The 25284-nt window shown below is 70.9% G+C and carries 20 protein-coding genes; 3 read left to right on the top strand and 17 right to left on the bottom strand.

Annotated features, from left to right (window positions below; genetic code table 11):
* The 17 genes from DY245_RS17130 to DY245_RS17050 all read right to left on the bottom strand — a co-directional run.
* Positions 1-1064, bottom strand: a 1064-nt coding sequence (locus tag DY245_RS17130) for an MATE family efflux transporter (protein WP_128508126.1), incomplete at its 3' end; no start/stop codon positions are given.
* A gap of 5 nt (positions 1065-1069) precedes the next feature.
* Positions 1070-2410, bottom strand: a complete 1341-nt coding sequence (locus DY245_RS17125) for a DUF4910 domain-containing protein (protein ID WP_128508125.1) — start codon at positions 2408-2410, stop codon at positions 1070-1072.
* Positions 2407-3432: an NAD-dependent epimerase/dehydratase family protein gene (locus DY245_RS17120; RefSeq protein ID WP_128508124.1), complete on the bottom strand. Its 1026-nt coding sequence runs from the start codon at positions 3430-3432 to the stop codon at positions 2407-2409. The genes DY245_RS17125 and DY245_RS17120 overlap by 4 nt, the downstream gene beginning before the upstream one ends.
* 3 nt (positions 3433-3435) lie before the next feature.
* Positions 3436-4083, bottom strand: a complete 648-nt coding sequence (locus DY245_RS17115) for a PIG-L deacetylase family protein (protein WP_128508123.1) — start codon at positions 4081-4083, stop codon at positions 3436-3438.
* The gene (locus DY245_RS17110; protein ID WP_128508122.1) at positions 4080-4874 is read right to left on the bottom strand and encodes a glycosyltransferase family protein; all 795 of its coding nucleotides are present in this window, start codon (positions 4872-4874) and stop codon (positions 4080-4082) included. The genes DY245_RS17115 and DY245_RS17110 overlap by 4 nt, the downstream gene beginning before the upstream one ends.
* Entirely contained in the window at positions 4871-6106 is a 1236-nt protein-coding gene (locus DY245_RS17105) for a class I SAM-dependent methyltransferase (protein ID WP_128508121.1), read from the bottom strand. The genes DY245_RS17110 and DY245_RS17105 overlap by 4 nt, the downstream gene beginning before the upstream one ends.
* On the bottom strand, positions 6103-7311 hold the full coding sequence (locus tag DY245_RS17100; protein WP_128508120.1) for a glycosyltransferase: 1209 nt from the start codon (positions 7309-7311) through the stop codon (positions 6103-6105). The genes DY245_RS17105 and DY245_RS17100 overlap by 4 nt, the downstream gene beginning before the upstream one ends.
* Positions 7312-7313: 2 nt before the next feature.
* Entirely contained in the window at positions 7314-8570 is a 1257-nt protein-coding gene (locus DY245_RS17095) for an O-antigen ligase domain-containing protein (protein WP_128508119.1), read from the bottom strand.
* A 1-nt stretch (position 8571) separates the two neighbouring features.
* Positions 8572-10098, bottom strand: a complete 1527-nt coding sequence (locus tag DY245_RS17090; protein WP_128508118.1) for a right-handed parallel beta-helix repeat-containing protein — start codon at positions 10096-10098, stop codon at positions 8572-8574.
* Between the two features lie 9 nt (positions 10099-10107).
* On the bottom strand, positions 10108-12066 hold the full coding sequence (locus DY245_RS17085) for an alginate lyase family protein (protein ID WP_128508117.1): 1959 nt from the start codon (positions 12064-12066) through the stop codon (positions 10108-10110).
* Positions 12063-14255 carry a bi-domain-containing oxidoreductase gene (locus DY245_RS17080; protein ID WP_128508116.1) on the bottom strand — a complete coding sequence of 731 codons (2193 nt, stop codon included), beginning with the start codon at positions 14253-14255 and terminating at the stop codon, positions 12063-12065. Before DY245_RS17080 ends, DY245_RS17085 begins: the two co-directional genes overlap by 4 nt.
* Positions 14256-14273: 18 nt before the next feature.
* Entirely contained in the window at positions 14274-16208 is a 1935-nt protein-coding gene (gene asnB, locus DY245_RS17075; protein ID WP_128508115.1) for an asparagine synthase (glutamine-hydrolyzing), read from the bottom strand.
* 3 nt (positions 16209-16211) lie between these two features.
* On the bottom strand, positions 16212-17771 hold the full coding sequence (locus tag DY245_RS17070; protein ID WP_128508114.1) for a Wzz/FepE/Etk N-terminal domain-containing protein: 1560 nt from the start codon (positions 17769-17771) through the stop codon (positions 16212-16214).
* Entirely contained in the window at positions 17768-19150 is a 1383-nt protein-coding gene (locus tag DY245_RS17065; RefSeq protein WP_128508113.1) for a Wzz/FepE/Etk N-terminal domain-containing protein, read from the bottom strand. The genes DY245_RS17070 and DY245_RS17065 overlap by 4 nt, the downstream gene beginning before the upstream one ends.
* The gene (locus tag DY245_RS17060; RefSeq protein ID WP_128508112.1) at positions 19147-20427 is read right to left on the bottom strand and encodes a glycosyltransferase family 4 protein; all 1281 of its coding nucleotides are present in this window, start codon (positions 20425-20427) and stop codon (positions 19147-19149) included. The genes DY245_RS17065 and DY245_RS17060 overlap by 4 nt, the downstream gene beginning before the upstream one ends.
* Complete coding sequence (locus DY245_RS17055; RefSeq protein ID WP_128508111.1) at positions 20417-21733, bottom strand: nucleotide sugar dehydrogenase; 1317 nt, start codon at positions 21731-21733, stop codon at positions 20417-20419. The genes DY245_RS17060 and DY245_RS17055 overlap by 11 nt, the downstream gene beginning before the upstream one ends.
* A gap of 73 nt (positions 21734-21806) precedes the next feature.
* Positions 21807-23285 (bottom strand): sugar transferase, encoded by a 1479-nt coding sequence (locus DY245_RS17050; protein ID WP_128508110.1) that lies wholly within the window; start codon positions 23283-23285, stop codon positions 21807-21809.
* A 661-nt stretch (positions 23286-23946) separates the two neighbouring features.
* Between DY245_RS17050 and DY245_RS17040 the strand changes: the two genes are divergently transcribed.
* The 3 genes from DY245_RS17040 to DY245_RS17035 all read left to right on the top strand — a co-directional run.
* Positions 23947-24255, top strand: coding sequence for a hypothetical protein (locus tag DY245_RS17040; RefSeq protein ID WP_220377898.1), 309 nt, complete (start codon positions 23947-23949; stop codon positions 24253-24255).
* Complete coding sequence (locus DY245_RS45240) at positions 24201-25046, top strand: hypothetical protein (protein WP_220377897.1); 846 nt, start codon at positions 24201-24203, stop codon at positions 25044-25046. The genes DY245_RS17040 and DY245_RS45240 overlap by 55 nt, the downstream gene beginning before the upstream one ends.
* The coding region (locus tag DY245_RS17035; RefSeq protein WP_147318346.1) for a restriction endonuclease at positions 25043-25284 on the top strand (242 nt) is incomplete at its 3' end. The genes DY245_RS45240 and DY245_RS17035, both read left to right, overlap by 4 nt.

Genomic DNA, 25284 nt, shown 5'->3' with positions numbered 1-25284 from the left:
CCGGCCGCCGCGCCGGTGCCGAGGCCCGCGCCCGCGACACCGAGGGTGACCGGCACGATGAGCTCCGCGGCGGAGTGCCAGACGCCGCCGAGCACCAGCTCGCCGAGCCGGTCCGGCATCAGCAGCAGCGCCCCGCCCCAGAGCAGCGCGGCGGCGGCCTGCCCGCCGCCCAGCAGGAGGCAGAACGAGCCGAGCCGGTGCGGGGCCCGCCGCAGCACCCGTGCCGCCTCCGGGACGGTGACCAGCGACAGCCCCATCAACACGGCGAGGAACGGGCCGAGCAGAAGCTCGGCGCCCCGCACCGCACCCACCGCGCCGATCCCGACGATCGCGCCGAGCCCGTACGCCCGCAGCTGGCTGGCGCCGCTGAGGCTGACGTTCTCGACCAGATACCGGTAGCCGAGATCGCGCTGCTCGCGAAGCCAGCCGCGCGCGCCGGTCATCCGGGGCCGGATGCCGGACTGGAGGCAGCCGTACGCAGCGGCCACCGTGGCGGACGCGCCCCAGGCGAGCACGAAAGCGGCCACGCTGCCCACGCGGGCCGCCACCACCATGGCCGGGACGAGCGCGATACCCCACACGAGGTCGTTGACGAACGCCTTCCGCCCGGTGCCGGCGGCGAAGAACGCGAACCGCCATGCGTCCTGCAGCAGCAGCCCCGGCAGCATGACGCCGAGGCAGGCGAACGCGGGCCCCACACGGCCGCCGAGAGCAAGACCGGCCACCAGAGACGCCGCGCCGAGGGCGGCACCGACGCCGAGCGCGGTACCCGACGACCGGGCCACCGCCCCGCGCCAGGACGCGTCCGGCACGCCGCTGAAGCGCACCACGAGCGGATCGGTGGCCAGCCCGCGGGAGACGTTGAGCACCACGCCGTAGGTCACCCAGGCCAGGCTGAACACGCCGAACGCGGTCACCCCCAGCGAGCGGGCCACGTAGATGCCCACCACGAAGTTGCTCATGCTGGAGGCCGCCTGGTCGGCCAGTCCCCAGGACAGCCGGCCGACGAGGGCCCGCTTGGCGGATCCGGCCGGTGTCGTCGTCTTCTCCCCCTCGGTGGTCATAGGCGTCATGCCTTGATCAGCCCGGCGCCGTGCAGAGCACCGGCCGCGGCGGCGACGGTGTCGAACGGGAGCTCGGACCGCTCGGCGACGTCCAGCAGACTGTGCTCGCCGTCGGAGAGGTTGAGCACCCAGAGCATGGCCATCTGGGCCTGCTTGGTGTCGCTGCGGCCGCCGAGCGCGTCGTACAACCCGCGCCGGCCCAACTGTGGTTCGCCGTAGGGGCTGAGGTTGACGTACCGCCGGTTGCGGTCGAGGACGGCGAATGCCTCGCGGCAGACGGCGAGCGTGTCCGCCATCGCCTCCGGGGAGACGAAGTCCGGGTTGTCCGCCGAGGTGTGGTACTCGGGGTAGCCGGCGTACGGGGTCCGGGTGAGCGAGCCCACGCCGAGATCGAACCCGGGCGAGCAGAACTGCCGCTCGTCGTAGCCGTACGGAGTGAACTCGTTGACGCGGTGCGGGCGTTCGGATGCGGCCAGCACATGCCGCATCACCCGGTCGATCTCCGCGTCGCCGCGCCTGCTCTGCTTGTACGTCAACTGGCCCGGGTCCCCGGCGCAGGCCAGCACGAGGCCGTGCTTGACCCTTCCCCCAGCTCTCGGCTCCTCCCCCAGCCTTCGGCCGGGAGGGGCCCCCAGAGCAGGGGATACCCCATTCACCCGCTCCGCGTTGCGGGCCAGCCAGGTGATCGCCCCGATGGTGCCGGGCGCGAACAGGAACCGGTAGGTGTAGTACGGCGTCTCCTGTGCCAGCGCCTGGGCCAGGAACGTCGCCACCGCGATGCCGGCCAGGTTGTCGTTGGCCAGCGACGGGTGGCAGACGTGGCAGGAGACGATCACCTCGTCGGGGACCTGACCGGGGACCACGTGCTCGGCGTAGGTGAGGTGGCCGTCCGCGAGTGTGGAGTCGATGCGGACCTCGTACTCGCCGTCCGGCAGCGCGTCCAAGGTCTCCTGGGCCAGGCAGAATCCCCATTCCGGCTTGTAGTAGCTGGTGCGGTACGGCACCCAACTCGGGTGGTCCGGAAGGGTGTGCAGGTGCGCGCGGAGCTCGGCCAGCGGCATGGTCGCCGACACCGGCACGCTGTAGCCGAGCACGTGCAGGCTCGACGCGGCGAAGTCGACGACCCGGTTGCCGGCGGTGTCGGCGATGTACGCGTCCCGGATGTTCCACTCCTGCGGCACCGTCCAGTCGAGCACCTGAGTCCCGGTCGGTACCTCGTGCACCTGCAGCGGGACGTACTCGCCGACGATGTCCAGGGTGGCGCGGACACCGTCGCCGGTGATGCTCCGGCAGAGCGGGTACAGCCGCTCCACCAGCGCGTGCATCTGTTCGCCGGGCGTGGTCATCGGCGCCGCCGCAGGGTGTCGTCGACGGCGCCGACGTCGGACGCCGCGCGCAGCACGGCAAGGCGGGTGAAGCGTCGCTCGAAGTCTTCCCGGGTCAGCCCGTGTTTCCGGTAGGCGTCGGCGAGTTCGAGCGCGCCCTGCTTCACCGTCCACTCGCAGTCGAAGCCGGGTATCGCGGCGCGGAACCGGGAGAAGTCCACCCGGTACGACCGCGGATCGGCTCCGGTCTCCCCCGTGATCACCACCTTCGCGCCGGACACCGCCTCGGCGACCTGCTCGGCAATCTCGGCGACCGTGACGTTGTTGATCTCGCTGCCGATGTTGAACGCCCGGTCGTGCAGCGCCTCTTGGGGCGCGGTCAGCGCGGCCGTGAAGGCGCGTGCGATGTCGGCGGCGTGCACCAGCGGGCGCCAGGGAGTGCCGTCGGAGAGCACCAACACCTCGCCGGACAGGAGGGCGTGGCCCACCAGGTTGTTCAGCACGATGTCGGCGCGCAGCCGCGGCGAGTAGCCGAAGGCGGTGGCGTTGCGCATGAACACCGGGGTGAAGTCGCCGTCGGCCAGCGCGTGCAGGTCGTCCTCCACCCGCACCTTGGACTCCGCGTACGGCGTCACCGGGCGCAGCGGGGCGTCCTCGGTCACCAGATCGTCCCCGCCGGCGGCGCCGTAGACGGAGCAGGTCGACGCGTACAGGAAGCGCCGCACTCCGGCGTCGCGGGCCAGCCGCGCAAGGCGGACGGACGCGTGGTGGTTGATGTCGTAGGTGAGCTCCGGCGCCAGCGATCCCAGCGGGTCGTTGGACAGCGCGGCCAGGTGGATCACGGCGTCCACCCCGGCCACGTGTTCGGCCGTGACGTCGCGCAGGTCCACCCGGTGCCCCGGCGGGTCCGCGGGCGGCGGGCCCAGCACGCAGTCGGCGAACAGGCCGGCGTCAAGGCCGACGACCTCGTGCCCGGCGGCCGCGAGGACCGGGGCCATCACGGTGCCCAGATAGCCCTGGTGTCCGGTCAGTAGTACGCGCAAGGTTCAACCCCCCAGGTTGAGCGTGAGTTTGGTGACGGCGAACGCCTCGGCGTAGCGCGCGTGGCATTCGATGCCGCGGATCCGGGCAAGGCCGAGGAAGGCCTCCCGGTCGTACCAGGGCCGGTGCCGCTGCGAGGGGTAGTGCTCCTGCAGCAGCCGCACCTTCTGTTCGGCGATCTCGGGCGACAGCGGCTGGTACGCCGCCGGTCGGCCGAGATCGCCGTCCCACTTGACGATCTCGTAGCCGAGCACGAGGTGGTCACGGAACGCGGTGGTCATCAGCTTCGCCAGGCCGCGGTGATCCTGGTGCGCGTCATCGGTGCGCGGCGCGAGGACCAGCTCCGGCTCGGTCTGCAGGCGCAGCTCCTCGACCGCGGCCTTGGCCTCCTCCCAGTGCGCGGGCAGCCGTCCGTCGGGCAGCTTGTGCACGGTCAGCCGCAGGTCGGCGCCCGGGCAGAAGGCGGCGAGCGCGGCCTGCTCCTCCTGCTCCCGCTCGCTGCCGCCGCCGGAGAGCACCAGCGCATCGACGCGGATACCCGGCCGTGCGAGGCACAGCGTCAGCAGCGTGCCGCCGGCGCCGATGGCGATGTCGTCGCAGTGCGCGCCCACTGCGACGATCCGGTCCAGGCGCCCGGCGCTGAGCCGGATCATGCGGTCCTCATTCCGGCGCCTTGTTCCCACACGGCCCACGGGCGGTCGCCCCTGGCGTAGGCGTCGTCGAGCGCGGCCCGCTCCTTCACGGTGTCGGTCGGCTTCCAGAAGCCGCGGTGCTGATGCGCCACCAGCCGGCCGCGCTTGGCCAGTTGGGCACATCCGTCGGCGACCAGGTCCCCGTTCTCCGGGATGTGGTCGAAGACCTCCTGGCGGAGCACGAAGTAGCCGCCGTTCTCCCACAGCGGCAGTTCGCTCACCGCGGTGATGCCCCCCACCAGGCCGTCCTCGCCCAGATCCACGCAGTGGAACGAGGACTGCGGCGGCACCACCATCATCGACGCACCGGCGTCGCGCCGGGCGAAGGAGTCGATCATCTCCGGCAGCGGGGCGTCGGTGAGCACGTCGGCGTAGTTGGCGAGGAACATCTCGTCGCCGTCCAGGTGGTGCCGCACCCGGCGCAGCCGCTCCCCGATCGGTGACTCGATGCCGGTCTGCACGAACGTGATCGTCCAGGAGGCGATGTCGGTGGACAGCAGCTCGGTCTGCCCGCCCCGCAGCACGAAGTCGTTGGACGTCGTCTCCTCGTAGTTGAGGAAGAAGTCCTTGATGTGGTGCGCCCCGTACCCGAGGCACAGGATGAACTCCGTGTGCCCGAAGTGCGCGTAGTAGCGCATGACGTGCCAGATCAGCGGTCGCGGGCCGACCATCGCCATCGGCTTGGGCACGTCGTCCGCGGCACCGCTCCGCATCCGCATCCCGTAACCGCCGCAGAACAGAACGACCTTCATGACTTCACCTCGACAATGCTCAGTTCCGGGATGGGAAAGACAAGCCGGCCGCCCCAGTCGTGGATGAAGGACAACTGCTCGACCAGTTCGGCCCGCAGGTTCCACGGGAGGACGAGCACGTAGTCCGGCTTGTCGGCGGCTATTTGCTCGGGCGGCAGGATCGGGATGCGGGTGCCCGGGGTGAACCTGCCGTGCTTGTAGGGGTTGCGGTCAACCGTGTACGGGAGCAGGTCGGGCCGGATGCCGCAGTGGTTGAGCAGGGTGTTGCCCTTGCCCGGGGCGCCGTAGCCGACGACCGTCTCGCCGCGCTCGGCCGCGTCGATGAGGAACCGCAGCAGGTCCCGGCGCACCTTGGCCACCCGAGCGGAGAACTCGGTGTACCCGGACAGCTCCTGCAGCCCAGCGGCCTTCTCCCGTGCGAGCACGTCGGCCACCTGCCGGCTCGGCTCGCCGGCCACGTCGGTCGGCCGGGCCCACAGCCGGATGGAGCCGCCGTGCGTGGGCAGCAGCTCGACGTCCACGAGCGCGAGTCCGCCGCTGGCCAGCGCCCGGGTCGCGGACGCGACCGTGTAGTACTGGAAGTGCTCGTGGTAGATCGTGTCGTACTGGTTCTCCTCGATCAGGGTCAGCAGGTGCTGCACCTCGATGGAGACCCAGCCGTCGTCGGCGACCAGGGCGCGCAGCCCCTGGGTGAAGCCGACCACATCGGGGATGTGCGCGTACACGTTGTTGGCCACGACCAGGTCCGCCGGGCCGTGCTCGGCGCGGACGGCCGAGCCGGTGGCCGGGTCCAGGAACTCCGTGAGCGTAGGCACACCCGCTTCCCGCGCCGCGGCACCGACGTTCACCGACGGCTCGATACCGAGGCAGCGGATCCCCCGGTCCACCACGTGCCTCAGCAGATACCCGTCGTTGCTCGCGACCTCGACCACGAAGGCGTCGGGGCCGAGCCCCACCCGCTGTGCGGCGTCGGCGACGAACGTGCGCGCGTGCTCCACCCAGGAGGTCGAGTACGAGGAGAAGTACGCGTACTCCTTGAACGTCTCCTCCGGCGTGATCAGCGGAGGGATCTGCGCCAGCCAGCACTCGGTGCACACCTGCAGGTGCAGCGGGTACGCGGGCTCCGGTTGGTCCAGTTGGTCCGCGGCGAGAAAGCTCTCGCATGGTGGCGTCGCCCCCAGATCGACGACGCTCGCCAGCGCCGCCGAGCCGCAGAGTCGGCATCGTGTCATTTACTGCCCCCCATTAGTTCCGTCCGCCCCGCGATCGCGGTGCGGTACCCCTCCACCAGGCGCTCCAGCCCGACGGCCGGGCTGAAACCCTGCTCGTAACGGCGCCGGGCTGCCTGGCCCATCTCCCGGTTGCGGGCCGTCTCGGCCGCGATCCGGCGTATGCAGGACGCGAGCGAGGCGGGCTCGCCCGGCCGGTGCAGCAGCCCGGTCACCCCGTCCTCGACGAGTTCGACGAAGGCGCCGTGACCAGCGGCGACGGCCGGGACCCCGGCCGCCATCGCCTCCACGACCACCAGGCCGAACGCCTCCAGCCACGTCGAGGGAGCCACCACGGCGACCGACCGCGCGACGGCCTTCCGGCACTCCGCCGCGTCGTACAGGCCGACGTACCGCACGTCGTCCCGGCCCGCCGCCCAGGCGGTCACCTCTCGCTCCAGTGGCCCCGCGCCGGCGACCACGAGCGGCACGCCCACACCGCCGTCCGCGGCGATCTCGTCCCACGCGGCCATGAGCAGCCGCACGCCCTTGGCCTCCGCGAGTCGGCCGAGATAGAGCAGATGCTCGCCGGCGCCCGCTCGGCGGGCGCCCGGGTCGGGCACGAAGTTGTGCTTCACCGCCAGCCGCTCGGGTGGCATGCCGGCCCGCACCAGGACGTCGCGCTGCGCCGCGGAGATGCAGAAGAACCGCTCCACGCCGGACCACCACCGCCGCCGGTTGACCGACAGGCTGACCGCGAGCGGCACCGTCGCCAGCCGGGAGCTCCGGTAGCAGCCGTGCCGGACGGCGGGCAGCGGCGCCGTCCCGACGCACTCGGTGCACGGCCGGCCGTCCCGTTGCAGCGTGCCGGGTGGGCAGACCTGGGTGTAGTTGTGCAGCGTGGCAACGGCGGGCACGCCGGCGTCGGCGCAGGCGGCCAACACCGCGGGCGACAGGAGCGGGAAGACGTTGTGGACGTGGACCACGTCCGGCCGCTCGGCGCGAAGCCGGGCGGCGAGCTCCGCGCGGACCGCCGGGTTCCACGGCACCAGCAGCGGCACCGCGGCCTTGCCCAGCAGGGACCGGGCGGCGATGTCGTCGCTGCGCCGCTCGAACACCTCGACCCGGTGGCCGGCCGCGCGCAGCAGCTCCACCTCCTGGTCGACGACCTTGTTCTCCCCGCTCGGCTGCGCCGAGGCGTAGCGGTTGTGCACCACGAGGACGTGCATGCTCAGGTCACCTCCGATTTTCGGGCCCATCGCGGTATGCGCCGTCGAGGGACTTCGGGCGTCGAGAGTCGAGGGGCTTCGGGCGTAGACAGGGGCGTGGCCGCAGCAGGTGCCGCCAGCAGCGAGGCGGCCACGGCCAGATGCAGCAGATACGGCGAGGCGTCGCCGAGCCCGGCCTCGGTGTACGACGCGATCGCGCAGTAGCTGATCAGGAAGATCGCGCAGGCCCGCTGCAGCGACGGTGGCCGCAGCAATGCGACGCCGCCGAGCACGAGGATGATCGCCGCCACCAAGGAGACGCCGATCAGGCCCTGTTCGTTGTAAACGGCCAGCCAGCTGTTGTCGATCGGCAGCCCGCCGAACGACTTGTCGCCCAGGCCCATGCCGAACAGCTGCTCCGAGGTCGTCCGGGGGGCAGCCAGCAGGGCGTCCCAGACCTTGGCCCGACCGGTGAGGCTGGACAGGCCCTCCTGGCTCTGCCCGCGCAGGAACCACGCCTGCAGCGCGGAGGCGAACCCCACCGCGGCCACGGCGGCGCACAGCACCGCCCAGGCGAAGAACCGGCGGGCGGCGGCGCTGGTCAGGACGAGCGAGCCGATCGCCAACGCCAGCCCGATGAACAGGCCGAGCGTGGCCGTCCGGGTATGGGTCAACGCGAGCAGGACGAGTGACGGCACGATGACCACCGCCGCGCTGGCCCTGTCGGTCCGGCGGCCCAGTACGAGCAGCACGGTGAGCCCGATGATCACCGCGGCGTACTGTCCGATCTGCGGCGGGGTGAGCGGCCACAACGCGCCGACCAGCCGCCCGCCGTAGAGCTCGGGCATGGCCGCGCCCGGTGAGATGAGCAAGCCGGCGGCCACCGATGCGAGCACCGCGAAGTACATCCGGATGTGGTGCCGCACGAACGTCGGGCTGCCGTCCCACCAGCGGCTGAGCAGCCACAGCGTGCCGACGAAGAGAGCCAGCCGGGCACAGCGGAACAGCGCGCCGAACCCGGACTCCAGGCTCGCGCTGGAGATCACGCTCGGCACCAGCAGCAGGGTGAGCAGGAACACGAAGGCGCTGGCTCGGATGCGCAGCCGGAGATTGACTGCGAGCGCCAGCGCGAACGCGGCGACCAGCGCACCCATGGTGACCATCTGGATGAGGGAGCGGGGCAGCGGGATGATGGTCTTCGCCCCGGCGGAGCCGAGCGTGTTGAGGACCAGCAGCCCCCAGACTGTACCGACGATCTTCGACGTGTGGTCCGCGCCCATCTCAACCACCGTCCCGTGCGCGGAAGGTGCTGCCCGCGTCCTGCTGGTACGGCGTGCCCTGCCACTGCCCGAAGTCGAGCACCCGGCTCGGGTCGTAGGCCACGAACTTCCATGGTCCGAGGTAGACGTTGTCGTGCCAGCGGTTGTGCTGCTTGCGGGTGATCGCCTCAGCCACCCGCTCGCCCTGGTAGGGCGACCAGTCCGGATAGGTGCCGTAGTTGGCCAGCACCGCCATGCGGTCGCACTTCACCGTGCACTCGACGACGGACTTGTCCAGCACGAAGCGGTTGTCGTGGACGTCCACCCGCTGGGTCTTCCACCGGCAGTCGGCGTAGAGCGGTGCGGTGGCGATCGCCGGCCGCGCGCAGCGGTCGGTGTTCTTCACCAGTAACGTGCAGTCACCGGACGAGGTGTTGGCCGGGCTGTTGCAGAACCGGTCGGCGTTTTCCCACAGGGTGATCCCGGACCAGTTGTTCTCCAGCACGTTCCGGTAGATCTCGATCTTGTCCGTGCGGGCTCGGATCCGTGGTTCGCCGCCGGACTCGGACAGGTAGATGGTCGCGAACGGGAAGTTGTCGCCGCGGTCGGCGTACCTGCGGCCCTCGACCCAGTTGTTCCGCCGGATCGTATTTTTCCGGATGACCGCGTTGTAGCTGGTCTCGTAGATCAGCGCGGCACCGTCGTTGGCCTCGAGCACATTGTCCTCGATGCGGAAGTCGTTGTTGTTGGTGTCCGCCCATAACCCGGTTCCGCGGTTGTCGTGCACCCAGTTGCCGCGTACGTCGGCGCCGTTGACGGCCCAGAACTTCACGCCTCCAGTGCAGCCGCAGCCCGGCCGCCGCCGCTCCCAGTCGTCCTTGTTGTTGGCCACGATCTCGTTGCCCTCGACCACCAGGTCGCTGATAGGGTCGCCGGCCTTGTACGCGTTCATACCGTACTGTCCGTTGCCGCGCAGGCAGCTGGCGCGGACCCGCTGGCGGGTACCGGCCATCAGCCCGGCGCCGGAGTTGTTCTGGATCGTCGCGTGCTCGATCACCCACCCGTCGGCCGAGTCATGGTTGACCACGCCCTCGTTTTGCGGCGCCACGAAACGCTGCACGGTCAGGTAGCGGATGGTGACGTTGCGGGCGGTACCGCCGAACGCATACTGGTTGGTCTTCCGGCCGTCGAGCACTGCGCCTGGCGCGCCGAGGTATCTGTTCCCCTTCTTGGGGATGACCTGGGAGTAGCGGTCCGGCTCGAGCCTGTGCTTGCCCGGTCGAAGCCAGAACGTGGTCTTCGGAGGGTTGCTCCGGGTCTTCGCAGCCAGGTCACCGACCACCGCGGGGTCGACCGTCACCGCGCCCGCCGGCGCCTTCGCCGGCCCGGCCGCAGGCTTGGCGCACACCCGGGCCCGGGCCACGGACGTGGATGGTGCAACGGTCGGCTCCGCCGCCGGGGCGCCCGGCGCGCTCACACAGCCGGTCGCCAGCAACGCCAGCGCCAGCGGTGCCGCCGGCAACGCCCAGTTCCGCCACTTGATCCCCACGCGTCCTCCCTAGCCGCAGAACCTGAGTACGGTGGTGAACCCCTCCGCGCCGTCGGTGAAGCCGGTGCCGACCAGCGTGGTGGCGGGTTCCTTGCGCCCGAAGCCGGCGGAGTACCAGCCCAGCGGCGGGTCGGTCTCGCCGCGATGCGCCCGCCAGCACAGCTGCCCGGGCAGGTCGAGTACCGCGGAGCGGTCCTCCCCGTCCCGGGTCCAGGTGAGCACTGCCGAGTTCCCCACCAGGTCCGCGGCGATCGCCGGGCCGAGGTGGAACGCCAGGCGCACGGCCCGGCGCGGGCCGCGCACCTCGTCAACCACCCGCAGCTCCTGGCTCGCGGCGGTCAGCTCCACCCGGCGGAGGTGCACGGAGCGCTGGTAACCGTCGTGCTCGGCAGACCAGCGGGCCACCTGCTCGTCGGATGTGTCCGCGGCCAGGACGCGGCTGCGGGCATGCCGGGTCCACAGGAACGGGCCGCCGGAGACGGACTGGTCACTGCCGTCCAGTTGCAGGGTGTTGTGGCCGAGGGTCGACCGGAAGTACTGCCGCCACTCGGGCTGCCCGTGGTAGCAGAACGTCCCCGGGTCGGCGAGCACGTCGACCCCGTCGTGCCGGACCTCCACGGACAGCGCGTCCGCGTGGGCATGCGCGGCGATGGACAGGAACCCGTGCGGACCACCGTCGCAGCGGCACCAGATCTCTCCCGGACCGCGCAGGATGGTCATGCCCGCGTCGGCGAAGTGGGCCGGTCGGCTTGCCGGGCGGGTCACGGCCGGTGCGGATCCGTTTTCCGAGTACGGCCGGATGAGCGCGGCAAGGAGCGGGGTGCGCACATCGGTGGCGGTCACCGCCGGCCACCAGGCGAGCCGGCCGAACACGGCGTCCCCGGTGGCCAGCAGCGAGGCCCAGCGGTCGGTGCCCGCGCCGTCCACGACCAGACCGTGCCCGTCGTCCGCGTCCCCCTGGCGCGGCGGCCGCAGCCGGCTGTCCACGATGGCCGCGAGCGCGTCGGTCATCCGCAGCAGCACCAGCCGGATCGACGCGGGGACCGGCCTGCCTGCGGCATCCGCCTCGGCCACCGCGGCCAGGCCGAGCTCCAGCACAAGTCCGTGATACTCGGTGGCCAACTCGCTGTTGAGGCCGGAGTCGAAGGTGTTGCTTCGCAGATGCCGCTCCAGCGACCGCAGCGCGCCGGCTCGCCAACGCTCCGAGGAGGGGAACCACCCGAACGCGCAGGCTGCGGCGAACTGCCCGGCGGCCTCGGCGATGACGTGGTTGTTCGCCGAAGACCCCCGGCTGGGGAAGGCGGCCAGCCAGCGCTGGTGGTGCCAGATCTGGTTCAGCGCCACCGGGTTGCCCTCGAACAGCCCGGCCGCGCCCGGCCAGCCGTCGAGCAGCCGGCGGATCCACACCCAGGACAGCAGCCGGATGCCCAGCTCGATGCCGCTGACCCAGTGCACTCCGCGCAGCGGCGCGTTGGCCGCCCACCACGACCGCAGGTGCTCGGCCACGCGCTCGGCGTACCGCTCGTTCCCGGTGACCGCGTAGGCGGCGGCGAGCACGGTGAGGTACTGATGCCGGGACAGCTCCCAGATCTGCTTGATGTCCCCGACCGTGTCCTCGTTCCGGTACGGCACGTCGAAGGCGTAGCCCCACGGAGCCCGGCGCCCGGTCTTCGGGTCGCACCACCAGTCCGGGTCGGTCAGGTCGTCGCGGACCACCCCGAAATACTCGACGTGCCCGTACATCAGCCGGTCCGCCTCGGCGATGAGACGTTTCGCGGCGTCCGGAGGTATTGCGGCGATCGTCCCGGCGGGCAGTACCGCGGTGAACCGGGCGCCGGTCACGCTCGGGCAGTCCGGCCGCGCCGACCGCCACCGCCGCCTGCGCACCGCGTCGCCCACCCGGCCGCCGACCTCCTGCGGTCCCATCCGGGACAGCCGCCGCAGGTACCAGCCCGCGCTCATGGTCATCGCGCCCTCGCCAACGTCACCGGCGCGCCGCCGACCAGGCCGGCCTGCACAGCGAGGGTGGCCGCCGTGGTGGCGACCAGCGACTCCAGCGGCACTGGCATCGGCCCGCCGGTCCGCACGGCCTTGATGAACGCGGCCAGCTCGGCGTTCTGGCCCTTGTCCCGGGCCTTGGGCAGCCGCGAACTGACCCACTTCTTACGGCCGTACACCGAGGCACGGACGAAGTCGTCGAGCCGCAGCACCTTGCCGTCCGCGACGAGGTCCAGCGTCTCCTTGGGGAAGCCGGGTGAGCCGGTGGTGACGTAGCTGATGGTGGCGGTGGATCCGTCCGGGTAGCGCAGCACGACCTGCAGGTCCTCGTTGCCGGACGTGGCGACCGCGTACACCGAGTCCGGGTCGGCCTCAAGCAGCCAGCTCGCCGTGTCGATGAAGTGTCCGCCCTCGCCGGCGAACCGCGATCCCTCGGTGCCCTGTTGGAGGTACCAGCTGCCGTGCTGCAGCCGGCCCGCGTTGACCAGGTAGCGGACGCTCGCCGGCCCGGTCCTGGCGCCGAACCGCTTCCTGGCCTCCTGGAGCAGCGGCGCGAACCGGCGGTTGAAGCCCACCTGCAGCCGGTCGTTGCCGGACTCCTCCACCGCCGCGAGCACGCCGGCCAGGTCGTCCTCGGTGAGGGCTAGAGGCTTCTCCACGAACACCGTCTTGCCGGCAAGGAGCGCCTTCCGGGTCAGTTCGGCATGCGAGCTGTGCCGGGTGACCACGAACACCGCGTCGATCGACGGGTCGCCGAGCACGGCGTCGAGATCGGTGGTCGCCTCGGCGAAGCCGAACTTCCGCTTCGCGTTGGCCGCGGACAGCGCCGTCGTGGTGACGACCGTGGACAACTCGACGCCGTCGCGCTGTGCCAGGTGCGGCAGCAGCATCGACGTCGCGTAGTTTCCCGCGCCGACGAACGCCAGCCGCACCGGCGTCTTGGCGGACCGGGCCGGGGTGGACACTCTGCCGCTGCGTCGCTTCACCGCGGGCACGGCCACCGCCGGGGCCTCCGCTTCCCCCGCCTCCCCCGCGTGTTCGGGGTACCGGAACAGCACAGCCACGGCCTTCAAGTCGCCGTCCTTCAGGCGCTGGTACGTATCGACGGCGTCATCGAAGTCGGCGATGTGGGAGACCAAGGGCTCCACGTCGACGCGGCCGCGGGCGAGGAGATCGAGGAAGCACGCCAGGTTGCGGCGCTCGGTCCAGCGCACGTAGCCGATCGGGTAATCGCGCCCCTCGAGCTCGTACTCCGGGTCGTAGCGCCCGGGGCCGTACGAGCGGGAGAACCGGACGTCGAGCTCTTTCTCGTAGTACGCGTTCCACGGCAGGTCCAGGCGGCACTTGCCGATGTCGACGACCCGGCCGCGGTCCCGGCAGAGCCGGGCGGCCAGCTCGACGGGCTGGTTGCTGCCGCCGCCGGCGGCCAGGTACACCTGGTCCACGCCGTGACCGCCAGTGAGTTCGGCGACGGCAGCTTCCACGGCCGCGGACGCGGGATCGCCGCAGGCCGCTGCGCCCAGGCGCTCGGCGAGCTCGCAGCGCACCGGGTCGGGGTCGGCCCCGACGACGCGGACTCCCGAGGCGGCAAGGAGCTGCACGACCAGTTGCCCGATCAGCCCGAGGCCGATGACAAGGGCCACCTCACCGAGCTGCGGCTCTCCTTGGCGGACGCCCTGCATCGCGATCGACCCGACGGTGCCGAAGGCCGCGTGCCGCGGCGCGAGGCCGTCCGGCACCGGGGCGTAGAGGTTCTTCGGCACCCAGTTCAGCTCGGCGTGCAGCGCGTGCTCGTTGCCGGCGCAGGCCACGAGGTCGCCGACCTTCACATCGTCGATCCCGGTACCGACCTGCTCGACCACCCCGCACAGCGAGTAGCCCAGCGGCGTGTAGGAGTCCAGCTTGCCCATCACCTTGCGGTAGGTGGCGGGCACCCCGTTGGTGGCCACGCTCTGCATGACCTTGGCCACCTGGTCCGGCCGGGAGCGGGCCTTGCCCAGCATCGACATGCCGGCCTCGGACACCTTCATGAGCTCGGTCCCGGTGGATATCAGCGAGTAGGCGCTGCGGACCAGCACACCGCCCGGCTTGCACCCCGGCACCGGCACGTCGAGCACTGCCAGTTCGCCGCTCTTGTAGTTCTGTACAACCTGCTTCACCCGAACTCCTCTGAATTCCTAAGCCGTTAACCGAGTGCTCTGACCGGACCCAGAGGTCGCGTCGCGATACCAGTACTCGAGGGTCAGCACATGCCACAGATGCTTGGAGAAGTCCCGCTGCCCGGCGGCGTCCTCGGCGACCATGCGCGCCAGCGCGTCGCGGCGCAGGAACCCGGAATTGACGAGCACGCCGTCGTGCACCACCTCGCGCACCAGCGGTGCCAGATCCCGGCTCATCCAGGCGCGCAGCGGGGCGCTGAACAGGCCCTTGGGCCGGTACACGATCTCCCGGGGCAGGATCGAGGTGGCCGCCTCCTTCAGGACGGCCTTGCCCTGCCGTCCGACGATCTTGCGATCACCGGGCACGGCGAACGCCGCCTTGACCACCTCGACGTCCACATACGGCACCCGCACCTCGGTCGACGCGGCCATGCTCGACCGGTCCGTGTACGTGAGGTTCAGGCCCGGCAGGAACATCCGGGCGTCGCCCAGGCACATGCGGTTGACGAAGTCGTCGAGGTCGTTGTCCTGGTAGATGTCCGCGTGCTCGGTCAGCACGTCCTCGACCGTCCCGGCCAAGTCCGGATTGACCAGGGCGAGCAGTTCGTCCTGGTCGTACATGGTGTAGCTGCGCCGGAACGCGGTCTCCTCCGGCAGATCGGCGAAGGAGAGGAACCGCTTCGCGAAGCGCACCGACCGGTACCCCCGGCGGGCCGTGGCGACCGGCAGCCGGTCCACGGCCCTGGACAGGCCGCGCCGCAGGGGTCGCGGGATGCGCTGGTAGCGCAGCGCGATCAGGTTGGCCAGGTGCTTGCGGTAACCGGCGAACAGCTCGTCGGCACCCATCCCCGAGAGCATCACCTTGACCCCGGCCTCCTGGGCGGCCGAGCAGATCAGGAACGTGTTGATCGCGGCGGGGTCGCCGATCGGCTCGTCCAGGCTGTACGTCATCTGCGGCAGCAGGTCGAGCACGTTCGGAGCGATCTCGATCTCATGCAGGTCGACGCCGAACCGCTCGGCCACCTGCCGGGCATAGCGAAGGTCGTCCGGCATCGCCTCGAACTTGGCGTCCTCAGCGCGGAATCCGATCGTGTAGGCGGAGATCCCGGGTTGGTCGCGGGCCGCGAGCGCGGTCAGGTAGCTGGAGTCCAGACCGCCGGAGAGGAAGGTCGCCACGGGTACGTCGGAGAGCATGTGCCGCCGGGTCGACTCCTCGACGATGGCAGCCAGGTCCGGCTGTTCGCCGCTCCGGGCCCGCTCCCGGCCCTCGGCGGCGACGTCCTTCAGGTTCCAGTACCGGCCGCGCTCCACCCGGCCGTCGGGCCGGCACCTCAGCCAGCTCCCCGGCGGCAGCTTCTCCGCTTCGCGGAACGCGCAGCGCGAGTCCGGCACCCAGTAGTACAGCAGCGAGGCCACCAGCGCCGCATGGTCCACCTCCAGCGACCCGCCGGTCACGGCGGCGAGCGCCTTGAGCTCGGAGGCGAACACCAGGCCCTCGCCGCGCCGGAGCAGGAACAGCGGCTTGATGCCCAACTGGTCGCGGGCGAGCACCAGTTCACCGGTTCGCTCGTCGAATATCCCGAACGCGAACATGCCACGCAGTCGCGGCAGGCAGTCCGTGCCCCAGCGCCGCCAGGCCTCAAGGAGCACCTCGGTGTCGGAGGTACCGCGGAAGCGCACCCCGGCGGCTGCCAGCTCGGCACGCAGCTCGGGCGCGTTGTACAGCTCGCCGTTGTACGTCAGGGCGAGGCCGCCCGAGACCATCGGCTGGGCGCCGGTCTCGGACAGGTCGATGATGGACAACCGGCGGTGCCCGAGCTGCACTTCGCCGTCACCGACGGGGTGGCCGTAGCGGCCCGCACCGTCCGGGCCGCGGTGGGCGAGGGTGTCGGTGAGCCGGTCGGTCACGACCTTTCCGTCCGGCCATCGGTAAGTACCTGCGATGCCACACATGTCCTACCGCGCCTCCTGGTCGGTGTCCGGGACTCGTACGGCCCATGACGGCCGTTCCGTCGGCAGCCGGCCCTCCTCCACTGCCTCAAAGGCGTGGGAGGTACCCCCACCGTTCTGCCGGGCCAGCCGCTCGTTGTGACCGCGCAGCGCGGTGTGCAGCCCGTCCCACAGGGTGCCGTCGGTCCGGTCCCGCGGATCGGGGTCGATCAGCACCACACCGATCACCGGAATGAGCAGGTCCGCGAGCTGCCGCGCCACGGTGTGCAGCCATGCGGTGCTGCCGTGCCCGGCACGCACGACGAGCACGGTCTGGGTACCGAGGTCCTGGAGGCCGGTCCACGCCGTGCCGGGCGCGACCGAGCCGACGCCGAGCCGGCGCACCTGATGCGGCACGGCCACGGCACGCTCGACGCTGACCACGGCCGGGCCTCCTGGCTTCTGGCCGCGGTTGGCGCGCTGCAGGCCCGGCAGATCATCGATGACGACCACCGGCCCCTCCGCTGCCAGTGCCCGGGCGAGGTCCAGGGCGATCACGCTCGTGCTGCGCGCACAGCCCAGTTCCAGCAGCGACACCGGTTCCGCGGAGCCACGTACGGTGCGGGCCAGGGTCGCGGTGAGCCGTTCGCGTGCCGCCCGGGTCCGTCGGCGCTGCCACAGCCCGGCCGGCCGGTAGGACGCGCGGCGCAGCTCCGCGATGACCGAGGCGCCCAGGTTCGCTGCGATCTCCCGGCGCAGCACGGGGCGGTCCGCCACCACCGTGCCGATCGCGGCCACCGCGAGCCCGAGGACGAGCCCGAGGACGAGCCCGATCGCGGCGTTGGTGGCAGCGGCCCTGGGCAGGGAGTGCTGCACTGCGCGCGGCGCGTCCACGATCTGCGTGCCGGCGATGAGCTTGGGCGTGCCCATGCGCGCCTCCTCGGCGCGCTGCTCGAAATCGGCGATCCGCGAGGTGAGCTCGGCCCGGTGGGCGAAGTGCGACTCGATGCTCGCCGACGCCTTCGGGTCGCTCTCCGGCGATCTGCCCCCGATCGCCTTGTTGACCTGGGCGAGTTCGTCCCGCATTCGGTCACGCTGGTCGCGCAGGGCCTTGGCCTCGGCCTTCGCGGCTTCCTGCATCCGCCTCACATGGTCCGCGACGAACGCATCCGCCAACGCCTTGGCTCGGGCCACCGCTTCCGCGTCGCTGTCACCTGTCACATCGATCTGCAGCAGGTTGTTGGTCAAGCCGGTCCCCCGGTAGTCCCGCATGAAGTCTTCCGGGAGTTCCGGGGACTTGAGGGACTGCAAGGCCTTGTCGGCGATCCGCGTGGTCTGCAGCAGCTCCACGTCGGTGCGGATCAGCGTTCCGGTGTCGTTCGGCTGGTCCTCCTTATGCGCGACCAGCACCTTGGTCACCGCGGTCGGCGGCGGCGGCCGCAGGACCGCCACCGCCGCGCCGACCAGCAGCCCCAGTAGCGCCAGGGAGCACCAGAGGCGGCGGCGCCTGCGCACCGCCACCACCAGCGCCTGCAGGTCCAGCAGCGGAGCGGCGGCCGACGACTCCGAAGTCGTGCTCGTCGTCACACTGAACCTCCCGTCGCGTGGCCGCGAACCGCGAGCGCCGGAGTGGCGTTGTCCGGAGGATGGCCGGCAGACCGCGTCGGACGGGCCCGGACCGTGCCGGCGACGACGATGCCGGCGACGACGATGCCGAGGACCTCATGCCTGCCGTCCGCACACGCCTCGGCGATGCCGGCGAGCTCCTCTGCGGTCCAGCTGCCCGCGCTGAGCACGACCAGGGCACCGGACTCGGTGCCGCGGTCCGGCACCAGTGGCCGGGACACCGAAACTCCCACCACCTGCAGCAGCGGGTCGCTCTTGGCCTCGGCGACGAGCTGCCCGGCGGCCTGGCGGCCGATCTCGTCGCCGTCCGGGACGACAACCAGCAGCCGCCGGGGGGCCGGCAGCTTCTCCCGGAGGCGAGCGCACACCCGCCGGTAGCGGATCCGCCTGTCGGCCTCGTCGCCGGACGTCTGCGGGGTCGGTATGTCCCACCGGGTGTCGATGCCCAGCAGCCGGCGGATCCAGGCCCGCGGGCCACGGCCTATTGGCCGGTGCGCGGGCCGTTCACCAGGCACGTCGACGGTACCCAGCAGCGCCGAGCCCAGCGCCGCGGCGATCTCCGGTTCGGTGCGCAGTCGGCGATTCACCCGTGCGGCGGCGAGATGGCCGATGACCGCGAGCAGGAAGAACAGCAGCGCCCCGGCGACGATGAGCTGCATCCTCGTCGGCGGTGCCTCGCCGGTCGGCCGGGCCGCCGGCCCCATGACGACCATGTTGGCCTTGTTGGTCGCCGGGTCGGCCTCGTCCAGCTTCTTCATGGCCTCCTGCAGCGCGGTGCGCAGCTTCTCGAGCTCGGTGCGGGCCTGCACGCCCTCCACGGTCTGCCCCGGATCGGCCGCATTGGCCAGGTCGGTGATGCGGCGGTTGGTCTGCACCACCTTCTGCCGCAGTGCCTCGGGCCCTGCCGCCGCGTCGGGGTCGGTGTTGTCGCCTGCGATCCGCGCGGCGAATATGACGAATTGCTGGGCCACCTGGTCGGAGAGCCGCTGCGCGCGCTCCGGCGTGTCGGCCGTACCCGAGATCTTGATGATGTTCCCGTCGGCGGCCTTGGCGCTCACTCGATCCCGCAGCTCGCTGCCGCTGACGCCGGTCCAGCCGAGCGTGGCGGCCGCGCGGTCCACCACCGCCGAGCTGGCCGCGATCTCCGCCTGAGTCAGCAGCTCGCGCTCCTCCCACTGCCCCGCCAGCAGTACCGATGTCGACGTCGTGTAACTCGGCGGGAACAGCAGAGAGGCGCCGTAGCCGACGAGCGCGCCCACCACGGCGACGCTGGCGAGAAGCCGCCAGCGCCGACGGAAAATCCGCCCGATCGTGACCAGGCGTATCGTGTCGTCGCTCAACGGCGCGGCCTCTTCCCTGTCCGGACCGGGGCGCCCGGGGGCGCCGGAGTGTGGTCACGGCAGGCAGCGGCGTAGGCGGCGAGCAGCGACGCTTGCGAGTTCCGCCAGGAAAGCTGCCCGCTGATCCGCTCCTGGCCGATCTTGCCCATCCGGGCCCGCTTCTCCGGATCGTCCAGCAGCAGCGCGATGAGCTTGGCGAATTCAGCCTCGTCGTTGGCGGGCGCGTAGACGGCGGCGTCACCGGCGGATACTCGCGCCTCCCGGAGGTCGAACGAGACGATCGGCCGGCCCATCGCCATGTACTCCAGGACCTTGTTCATGGTCGACACGTCGTTGAGCGGATTGCGCGGGTCGGGGGAAAGGCACACGTCCGCGGTGGACAGGTAGCGCACCAGGTCGGCGTCCGGAATGCGCCCGGTGAACTGCACCTGCTCACAGAGCCCGAGCCGCCGGGACAGCTCCACCATCGCGTCGAAGGCGTCGCCGGCGCCGACGAACACCGCATGCCAGTCGGTCCGCCCGAGCTCGTCGCGCAGCTTCGCAAGGGCCCGCAAGGCGTAGTCGACGCCGTCCTGAGGGCCCATGACGCCGAGGTAGCACAACAGATGAGGCTTGCCGCGCTTCAACTCCGGCTCCGGCGGCACCGGTTGGAACCGGTCGATCGCGGGCGCGCTGCGCACCACGAAGACGTCCTCCGGCCGCCGACCGCCACGGCGTATCGCGACGTCCCGGTAGCTCTCGTTCGTGGCGAGCACGACGTCCGCGGCCCGGTAGGTCAGCCGTTCCAGCGCGCACACGGCGCGGTAGAGCAGATCTTCGCCGCGGCCGAACCGTGAGAGGTACAGCTCGGGTACCAGGTCGTGCTGGTCGAAGACGAACCGCGCGCCGCGCCGCTTCAGCCACAGTGCCGGCAGGAACAGCAGGTCGGGCGGGTTGCAGGCGTGGACCACGTCGACCGGGCCGACCTTCCGGGCCAGCCGGACCGTATGCCACAACGCCGATCCGTACTCCCGCAGGTAGCCGGCCGGCCCTCCGGTGGCCGCGCGCAACGGGTAGCGGTGGATCCGCACCCCGTCGATCTCCGCCTCCGGCTCCGTGTCCCGCGTTCTCCCCCGGGGACAGATGACGTGCACCTTCCAGCCTGCGTCGCGCAGCGTCGTGCACTCCTGCCACACCCGCCGGTCGAACGGCACCGAAAGGTTCTCCACCAGGATCAGCGCGCGCCGGCCTTGCCGGTCGCCGCTGGCTGTGTCATCAAACGATGTGTCACCAAGCAAGGCCTATGTACCCCGGTTCGGCCCGGCGCGCCTCGGCGTCGGGAAGGTGGATGAGGTCGATCAGCACCGGGCCGTCGCCATGGGGCAGCGCCGACAGCACGGCCGGATCCCTGGTCCCGACCAGGCACACCTCGGCGTGCTCGAGCACCTCGTCGACGGAGTCCGCAAGCAGCTGCGCGAGGTGCGGCAGCCGGGTCTCGATGTACTGGCGGTTCGCGCCGATCAGCCGGGAGAGGCTCACGTTGGCGTCGTAGATCTTGAGGTCGTAACCCTTGCCGAAGAGCCTCTCCGCCAGCTCGACGAGCGGGCTCTCGCGGAGGTCGTCGGTGCCGGGTTTGAAGGACAACCCGAACAGGCCCACCCGGCGCTTGCCGGTGCGCTCGACCAACTCCACCGCGCGTTGCAGGTGTTCGGCGTTGGAGGGCAGCACATGGGCGAGGATGGGCACCGAGACGTCGGCCCGCCGCGCCGCGTGGACCAGGCTGCGCAGGTCCTTGGGCAGGCAGGAGCCACCGAAGGCGAAGCCGGGCCGCAGGTAGGCGGGGCTGATGTTCAGCTTGCGGTCGGCCAGGAACACGTCCATCACCTGGTGCGAGTCCACCCCGAGCGCCTGGCACACCGCGCCCAGTTCGTTCGCGAAGCCGATCTTGAGGCCGTGGAACGCGTTGTCCGCATATTTGATCGCCTCGGCCGTCGGGACCGGCACCCGGAACACCTCGCCGGGCAAGCCGTCGTACAGCGCCGCCACCACGTCGCCGCTTGCCGGGTCGAGTTCGCCGATGACGGTCTTGGGCGGGTCGAAGAAGTCCCGCACGCTCGTGCCCTCGCGCAGGAACTCCGGGTTGACCGCGACCCCGATGTCCACCCCGGCCGTGCCGCCGACGTACTTCTCCAGGATCGGTACCAGCAGGTTCAGGCAGGTGCCCGGGAGCATGGTGCTGCGGAACACGACGGTGTGCCGCCCACCCCGCTCGGCCACCGCGGCGCCGATCTGCTCGGTGACCCGCTCCAAGTACGTGGTGCACAGGCTGCCGTTGGGCTCCGACGGCGTGCCCACGCAGACCAGCGACACCTCGCTGCCCATGATCGCCTCGCGGACGTCGCCGGTAGCGCGTAACGCTCCGGTCCGCACGACCTCGGCGATGAGCTCGCCGATCCGCTCCTCGACCACCGGGGCCTTACCGTCGTTGACCAGGTCGACCTTCACCTGGTTCACGTCCACCCCGATGACCTCGTGACCTAGGCTGGCCAGGCACGCGGCCGACACGCAGCCCACGTAGCCGAGCCCTAAAACGCTGACCCTCATGACCCGTTCCTCCCCCCAGGCAGGCCCTTTTGGCCTGCCATCCGCGCGCCGACCGGACGACGCCCCCCGCGCATCAGTAGGCCCCCTGCCCCTGAAGCACCGCACGCAGCGTCTTCCACAAAATCACTGTGTCCAGGGCGAGCGACCAGTCCTCCACGTACCGCAGGTCCAGCCGGACCGCCTCCTCCCACGGCAGGTCGCTGCGTCCGCTGATCTGCCACAGGCCGGTGAGCCCGGGCTTGACCAGCAGCCGCCGCCGGATGTCCGGGCCGTACGCAGCGGACTCCTCCGGTAACGGAGGCCGCGGACCGACGAGCGACATCGAGCCGGTGAGCACGTTGAAAAGCTGCGGGAGCTCGTCGATCGAGTACCGGCGCAGCACCGCTCCCACCCGGGTCACCCGCGGATCCCGGCGGAGCTTGAACAGCAGGCCGGCGCCCTCGTTGCGGTCGGCCAGCTCGGCACGTACCCCGTCAGCCCCGGCAACCATGGTGCGGAACTTGAAAATGGTGAACTCGCGGCCGTCCTTGCCGACCCTGCGCTGGCGGTAGACCGCCCCACCCCGGCTGTCCGCCAGCACGAGCAGCCCGACGAGCACCATCAGCGGCGCGAACAGCATCAGCAGGACCGCCGCGCCCATCCGATCGACGACCTCTTTGACCGCCCGGCGGCCCCCGGTGAAGATCGGCATGCTGACCCGCAGCAGCGGGATCCCGAGCACCGCATCGACATGCAGCCGCGGGCCGGCCACCTCCATGAGCACGGGGGCCACGACCATCTCGGCATCGCTGCCTTCGAGGTTCCAGGCCAGCCGCTGCAGCCGGTCCGGTGACCAGTGCGGGTCCGGTGTGACCGCGACGACACGGTAGCCGTCGCGGCGGACGTGGCTCGCGACGTCGGCCAGTCGGCCGACGACCGGCACTCCGTCCAGTTGGTCACCGTCGAGCCCGAGACCGTCCGCCGTGCACACCGCCTCCACCCGCCAGCCGAGGTGCGGGAACTTGCGGGTTCGGGCGATCAGGTCATGCACGGTGGCCAGGCTCCCGGCAGCGAGCACCGGGCGCAGGCACCGTCCTTCTTTCCGCTGTTTGTGCAGCCAGAGGCGCAGCAGATACCGCTCGGTCATGGTGATGAGCGCGATCGCCGGGATCGCGACGAAGATCCAGAGTTTGATGTTGCGCGAGGTGAGGGCGATCCCGCCGAGCGCCAGTACGACGGCCGCCGTGGACAGTGAGCGTCCGAGCCGGCGGAATTCCTCGGCGCCCTGGCCGAGCACGGCCGGAGCCCACGACCGGCTCACCGCAAGCGCTCCCAGCACCAGCAGCTCGGTGCCGAAGGCGAGAATTCTCCACTTCTCGTGCCAGTTGGCCGCGTCCCGGACCCCGAAGAAGCCGCCGATCGCCGCCACCACGAAGGCGGTGGCCACGGTATCGCTGATGATCACGGTACGGCGGTACCGCTGCTCCCAGTCGATCGCGGGCCGGCTGATTGTCCCGTTCTCCAGACGCCCGCGCGCCGGTGGAAACGGGCTGACTAATTCCCCCTGCTGCACAGACCCCCCCAGGTCGCCAGTGGGCTCGACGTGTTCGCTCCACACGGTTCCTCCCCCCGGGAGGCCCCCGCCCCCCGCACTGTTCCTCCCCTCGGGAGGCCCCCGCCCCCCCCGCCCCGCTGTTCCTCCCCCCGGGAGGCCCCCGCCCCCCGCACTGTTCCTCCCCTCGGGAGGCCCCCGCCCCCCGCGCCGCGCTGTTCCTCCCCTCGGGAGGCCCCCGCCCCCCGCGCATGACATCCCGGCTACTTCAGCGCTACTTGAACAACCCACCCTGGCGGCAGCGGACTCGCATGTCCTGCCAGACTCTCGAGGTGCACGGGAACCCGTCGAAACCTCGGGTGCTCCCCGCACCCAAGGCCCCTCTCGGGCTCCAAGAATTGATCACCCCCACGTCTGGCGCCGGGGACGCGACTGCTGGCTGTCCGTAGCGCCGGACCTATAGATCATTATTGGTCGCCTCGTGACCGAACAGCTGAAGCACGGTCAATCTAGACCATCGGGGCCAGTATGTAGAGGGGATGTGTGCAAGTTGTGCTTGAGCTTTGAGACTGGATCCACCGATCGGTGACCGCCTACGAGTGCTTTGACGAAGAAGACGTGCCTTGTGACCTGTGATGATGGGAGTTCTCCGGGCCGCCGGCACCGGCAACCCCGAGGCGTCTTGGCACTGGCAACTGGGCCGCGCCCAGGCCCTGCTGACGCCCTCCAGCGGGAGCATCGTGGCGGAGTACTCGACGTCGGCCAGACCCGGGCGCTGCCGTGGAAGCGGCGCCCGCAGGCCACCGCGCTGCTCCAGCAGCTCGCCCGGCCCGGGCGCGGCTTCTACGCGGTAGTGATCAGCGAGCCGCAACGGGCCTTCTATGGCGCCCAGTTCGGCAACAACTTCCCGCTGTTCGTGCACTACGGCGTGCCGCTGTGGGTGCCGAGGTGGGCGGGGCGATCGACCCGGACAACGAGGCGCACGACTTGATCATGTCGGTGTTCGGCGGCATGTCCAAGGGCGAGCGCAAAGGGCGTACCAAAGCCGCGCCCTTACCTCGCTGGGAGGAGTACGGGCCAGAGCCGCCGCGAGGGCTGCTTGGTGCTCTGCGATGTGGACGTCGGGGGTACGACGCGGAGGTCGAAGCTGCCCGCAAGCGGTTCGACAGAGCACTGCGAGACCACGCGCGCGACGAGAAGAAGCGCGCAGAGAAGTTGAAGAAGGCCCGCGCCAGGCACACGGAACTCGGCCAAGAAGAGGCGGACCGGGTTGAGGCGTGGAACTCAGCCCTGGAAGAGCGTCGTATCGCCTGCTGCGACAGGGACGTTGAGGCTGTCGAATGGTTCATCGACCAGGCCCTGGCAGCCTCCGCGTACCCGCACGGCTTCCCGAAAGCTCACCGGGTCTCGTATCAGGCAGACACTGGTGACCTGCTGGTAGAGATCGACCTGCCGCTGGAGGACGTGGTCCCTGCGGCCCGCGCGTACCGGTATGTGAAGACGCGCGACGAAATCACGCCCGTTCCGCGCCCGGAGAAAGAGCGCAAGGAACTGTACGCCTCAGTCCTGGCGCAGACGGCTTTGCGCACCGTGCACGAGCTGTTCGCCTACGACACCGAAGACGTCGTCCAGTCCATCGCCTTGAACGGGCACGTGGCCACCATCGGACGGCCTGGACGTTGTGGCGGGCCTCGACAGCCGCCCGGTACTGATGGACCTGAAGCCCACGGAGTTCGAGCACCTCATCAGGGCTCTTCGAAGCCATCGGCTTGGACAGCGTGAACACCCAGCCATCGAAGGACGAGGGTGCGGACGCGATCGCCATGAACACCGACCCGATCACGAAAGGGCTGTGCATCATCCAGGCCAAGCGCACCAAGAACGTTGTGCCCTTCGAGACCGTCTCCGCACTCGCCGGCGTTGTGGAGCACAAGCGGGCGGCCAAAGGCATCTTGGTGAGTACCGCCGAAGGGGCGCCCGCGGTAGGTGGCGTGCGTGCCCTGAAACCAGGGCACGCACG

It is taken from the genome of Streptomyces inhibens (assembly GCF_003389455.1).
GTDB classification, from domain to species: Bacteria; Actinomycetota; Actinomycetes; order Streptomycetales; family Streptomycetaceae; genus Streptomyces; species Streptomyces inhibens.
This window is presented reverse-complemented; position numbering and strand designations above follow the sequence as displayed.

What these genes read in the sequence shown, in the direction of transcription:
- DY245_RS17110 (WP_128508122.1), bottom strand. Translation starts at nt 4,874, where the DNA reads ATGAAGGTCGTTCTGTTCTGCGGCGGTTACGGGATGCGGATGCGGAGC.
- asnB (WP_128508115.1), bottom strand. Translation starts at nt 16,208, where the DNA reads ATGTGTGGCATCGCAGGTACTTACCGATGGCCGGACGGAAAGGTCGTG.
- DY245_RS17085 (WP_128508117.1), bottom strand. Translation starts at nt 12,066, where the DNA reads ATGACCATGAGCGCGGGCTGGTACCTGCGGCGGCTGTCCCGGATGGGA.
- DY245_RS17115 (WP_128508123.1), bottom strand. Translation starts at nt 4,083, where the DNA reads ATGATCCGGCTCAGCGCCGGGCGCCTGGACCGGATCGTCGCAGTGGGC.
- DY245_RS17095 (WP_128508119.1), bottom strand. Translation starts at nt 8,570, where the DNA reads ATGGGCGCGGACCACACGTCGAAGATCGTCGGTACAGTCTGGGGGCTG.
- DY245_RS17055 (WP_128508111.1), bottom strand. Translation starts at nt 21,733, where the DNA reads ATGAGGGTCAGCGTTTTAGGGCTCGGCTACGTGGGCTGCGTGTCGGCC.
- DY245_RS17125 (WP_128508125.1), bottom strand. Translation starts at nt 2,410, where the DNA reads ATGACCACGCCCGGCGAACAGATGCACGCGCTGGTGGAGCGGCTGTAC.
- DY245_RS17105 (WP_128508121.1), bottom strand. Translation starts at nt 6,106, where the DNA reads ATGACACGATGCCGACTCTGCGGCTCGGCGGCGCTGGCGAGCGTCGTC.
- DY245_RS17100 (WP_128508120.1), bottom strand. Translation starts at nt 7,311, where the DNA reads ATGCACGTCCTCGTGGTGCACAACCGCTACGCCTCGGCGCAGCCGAGC.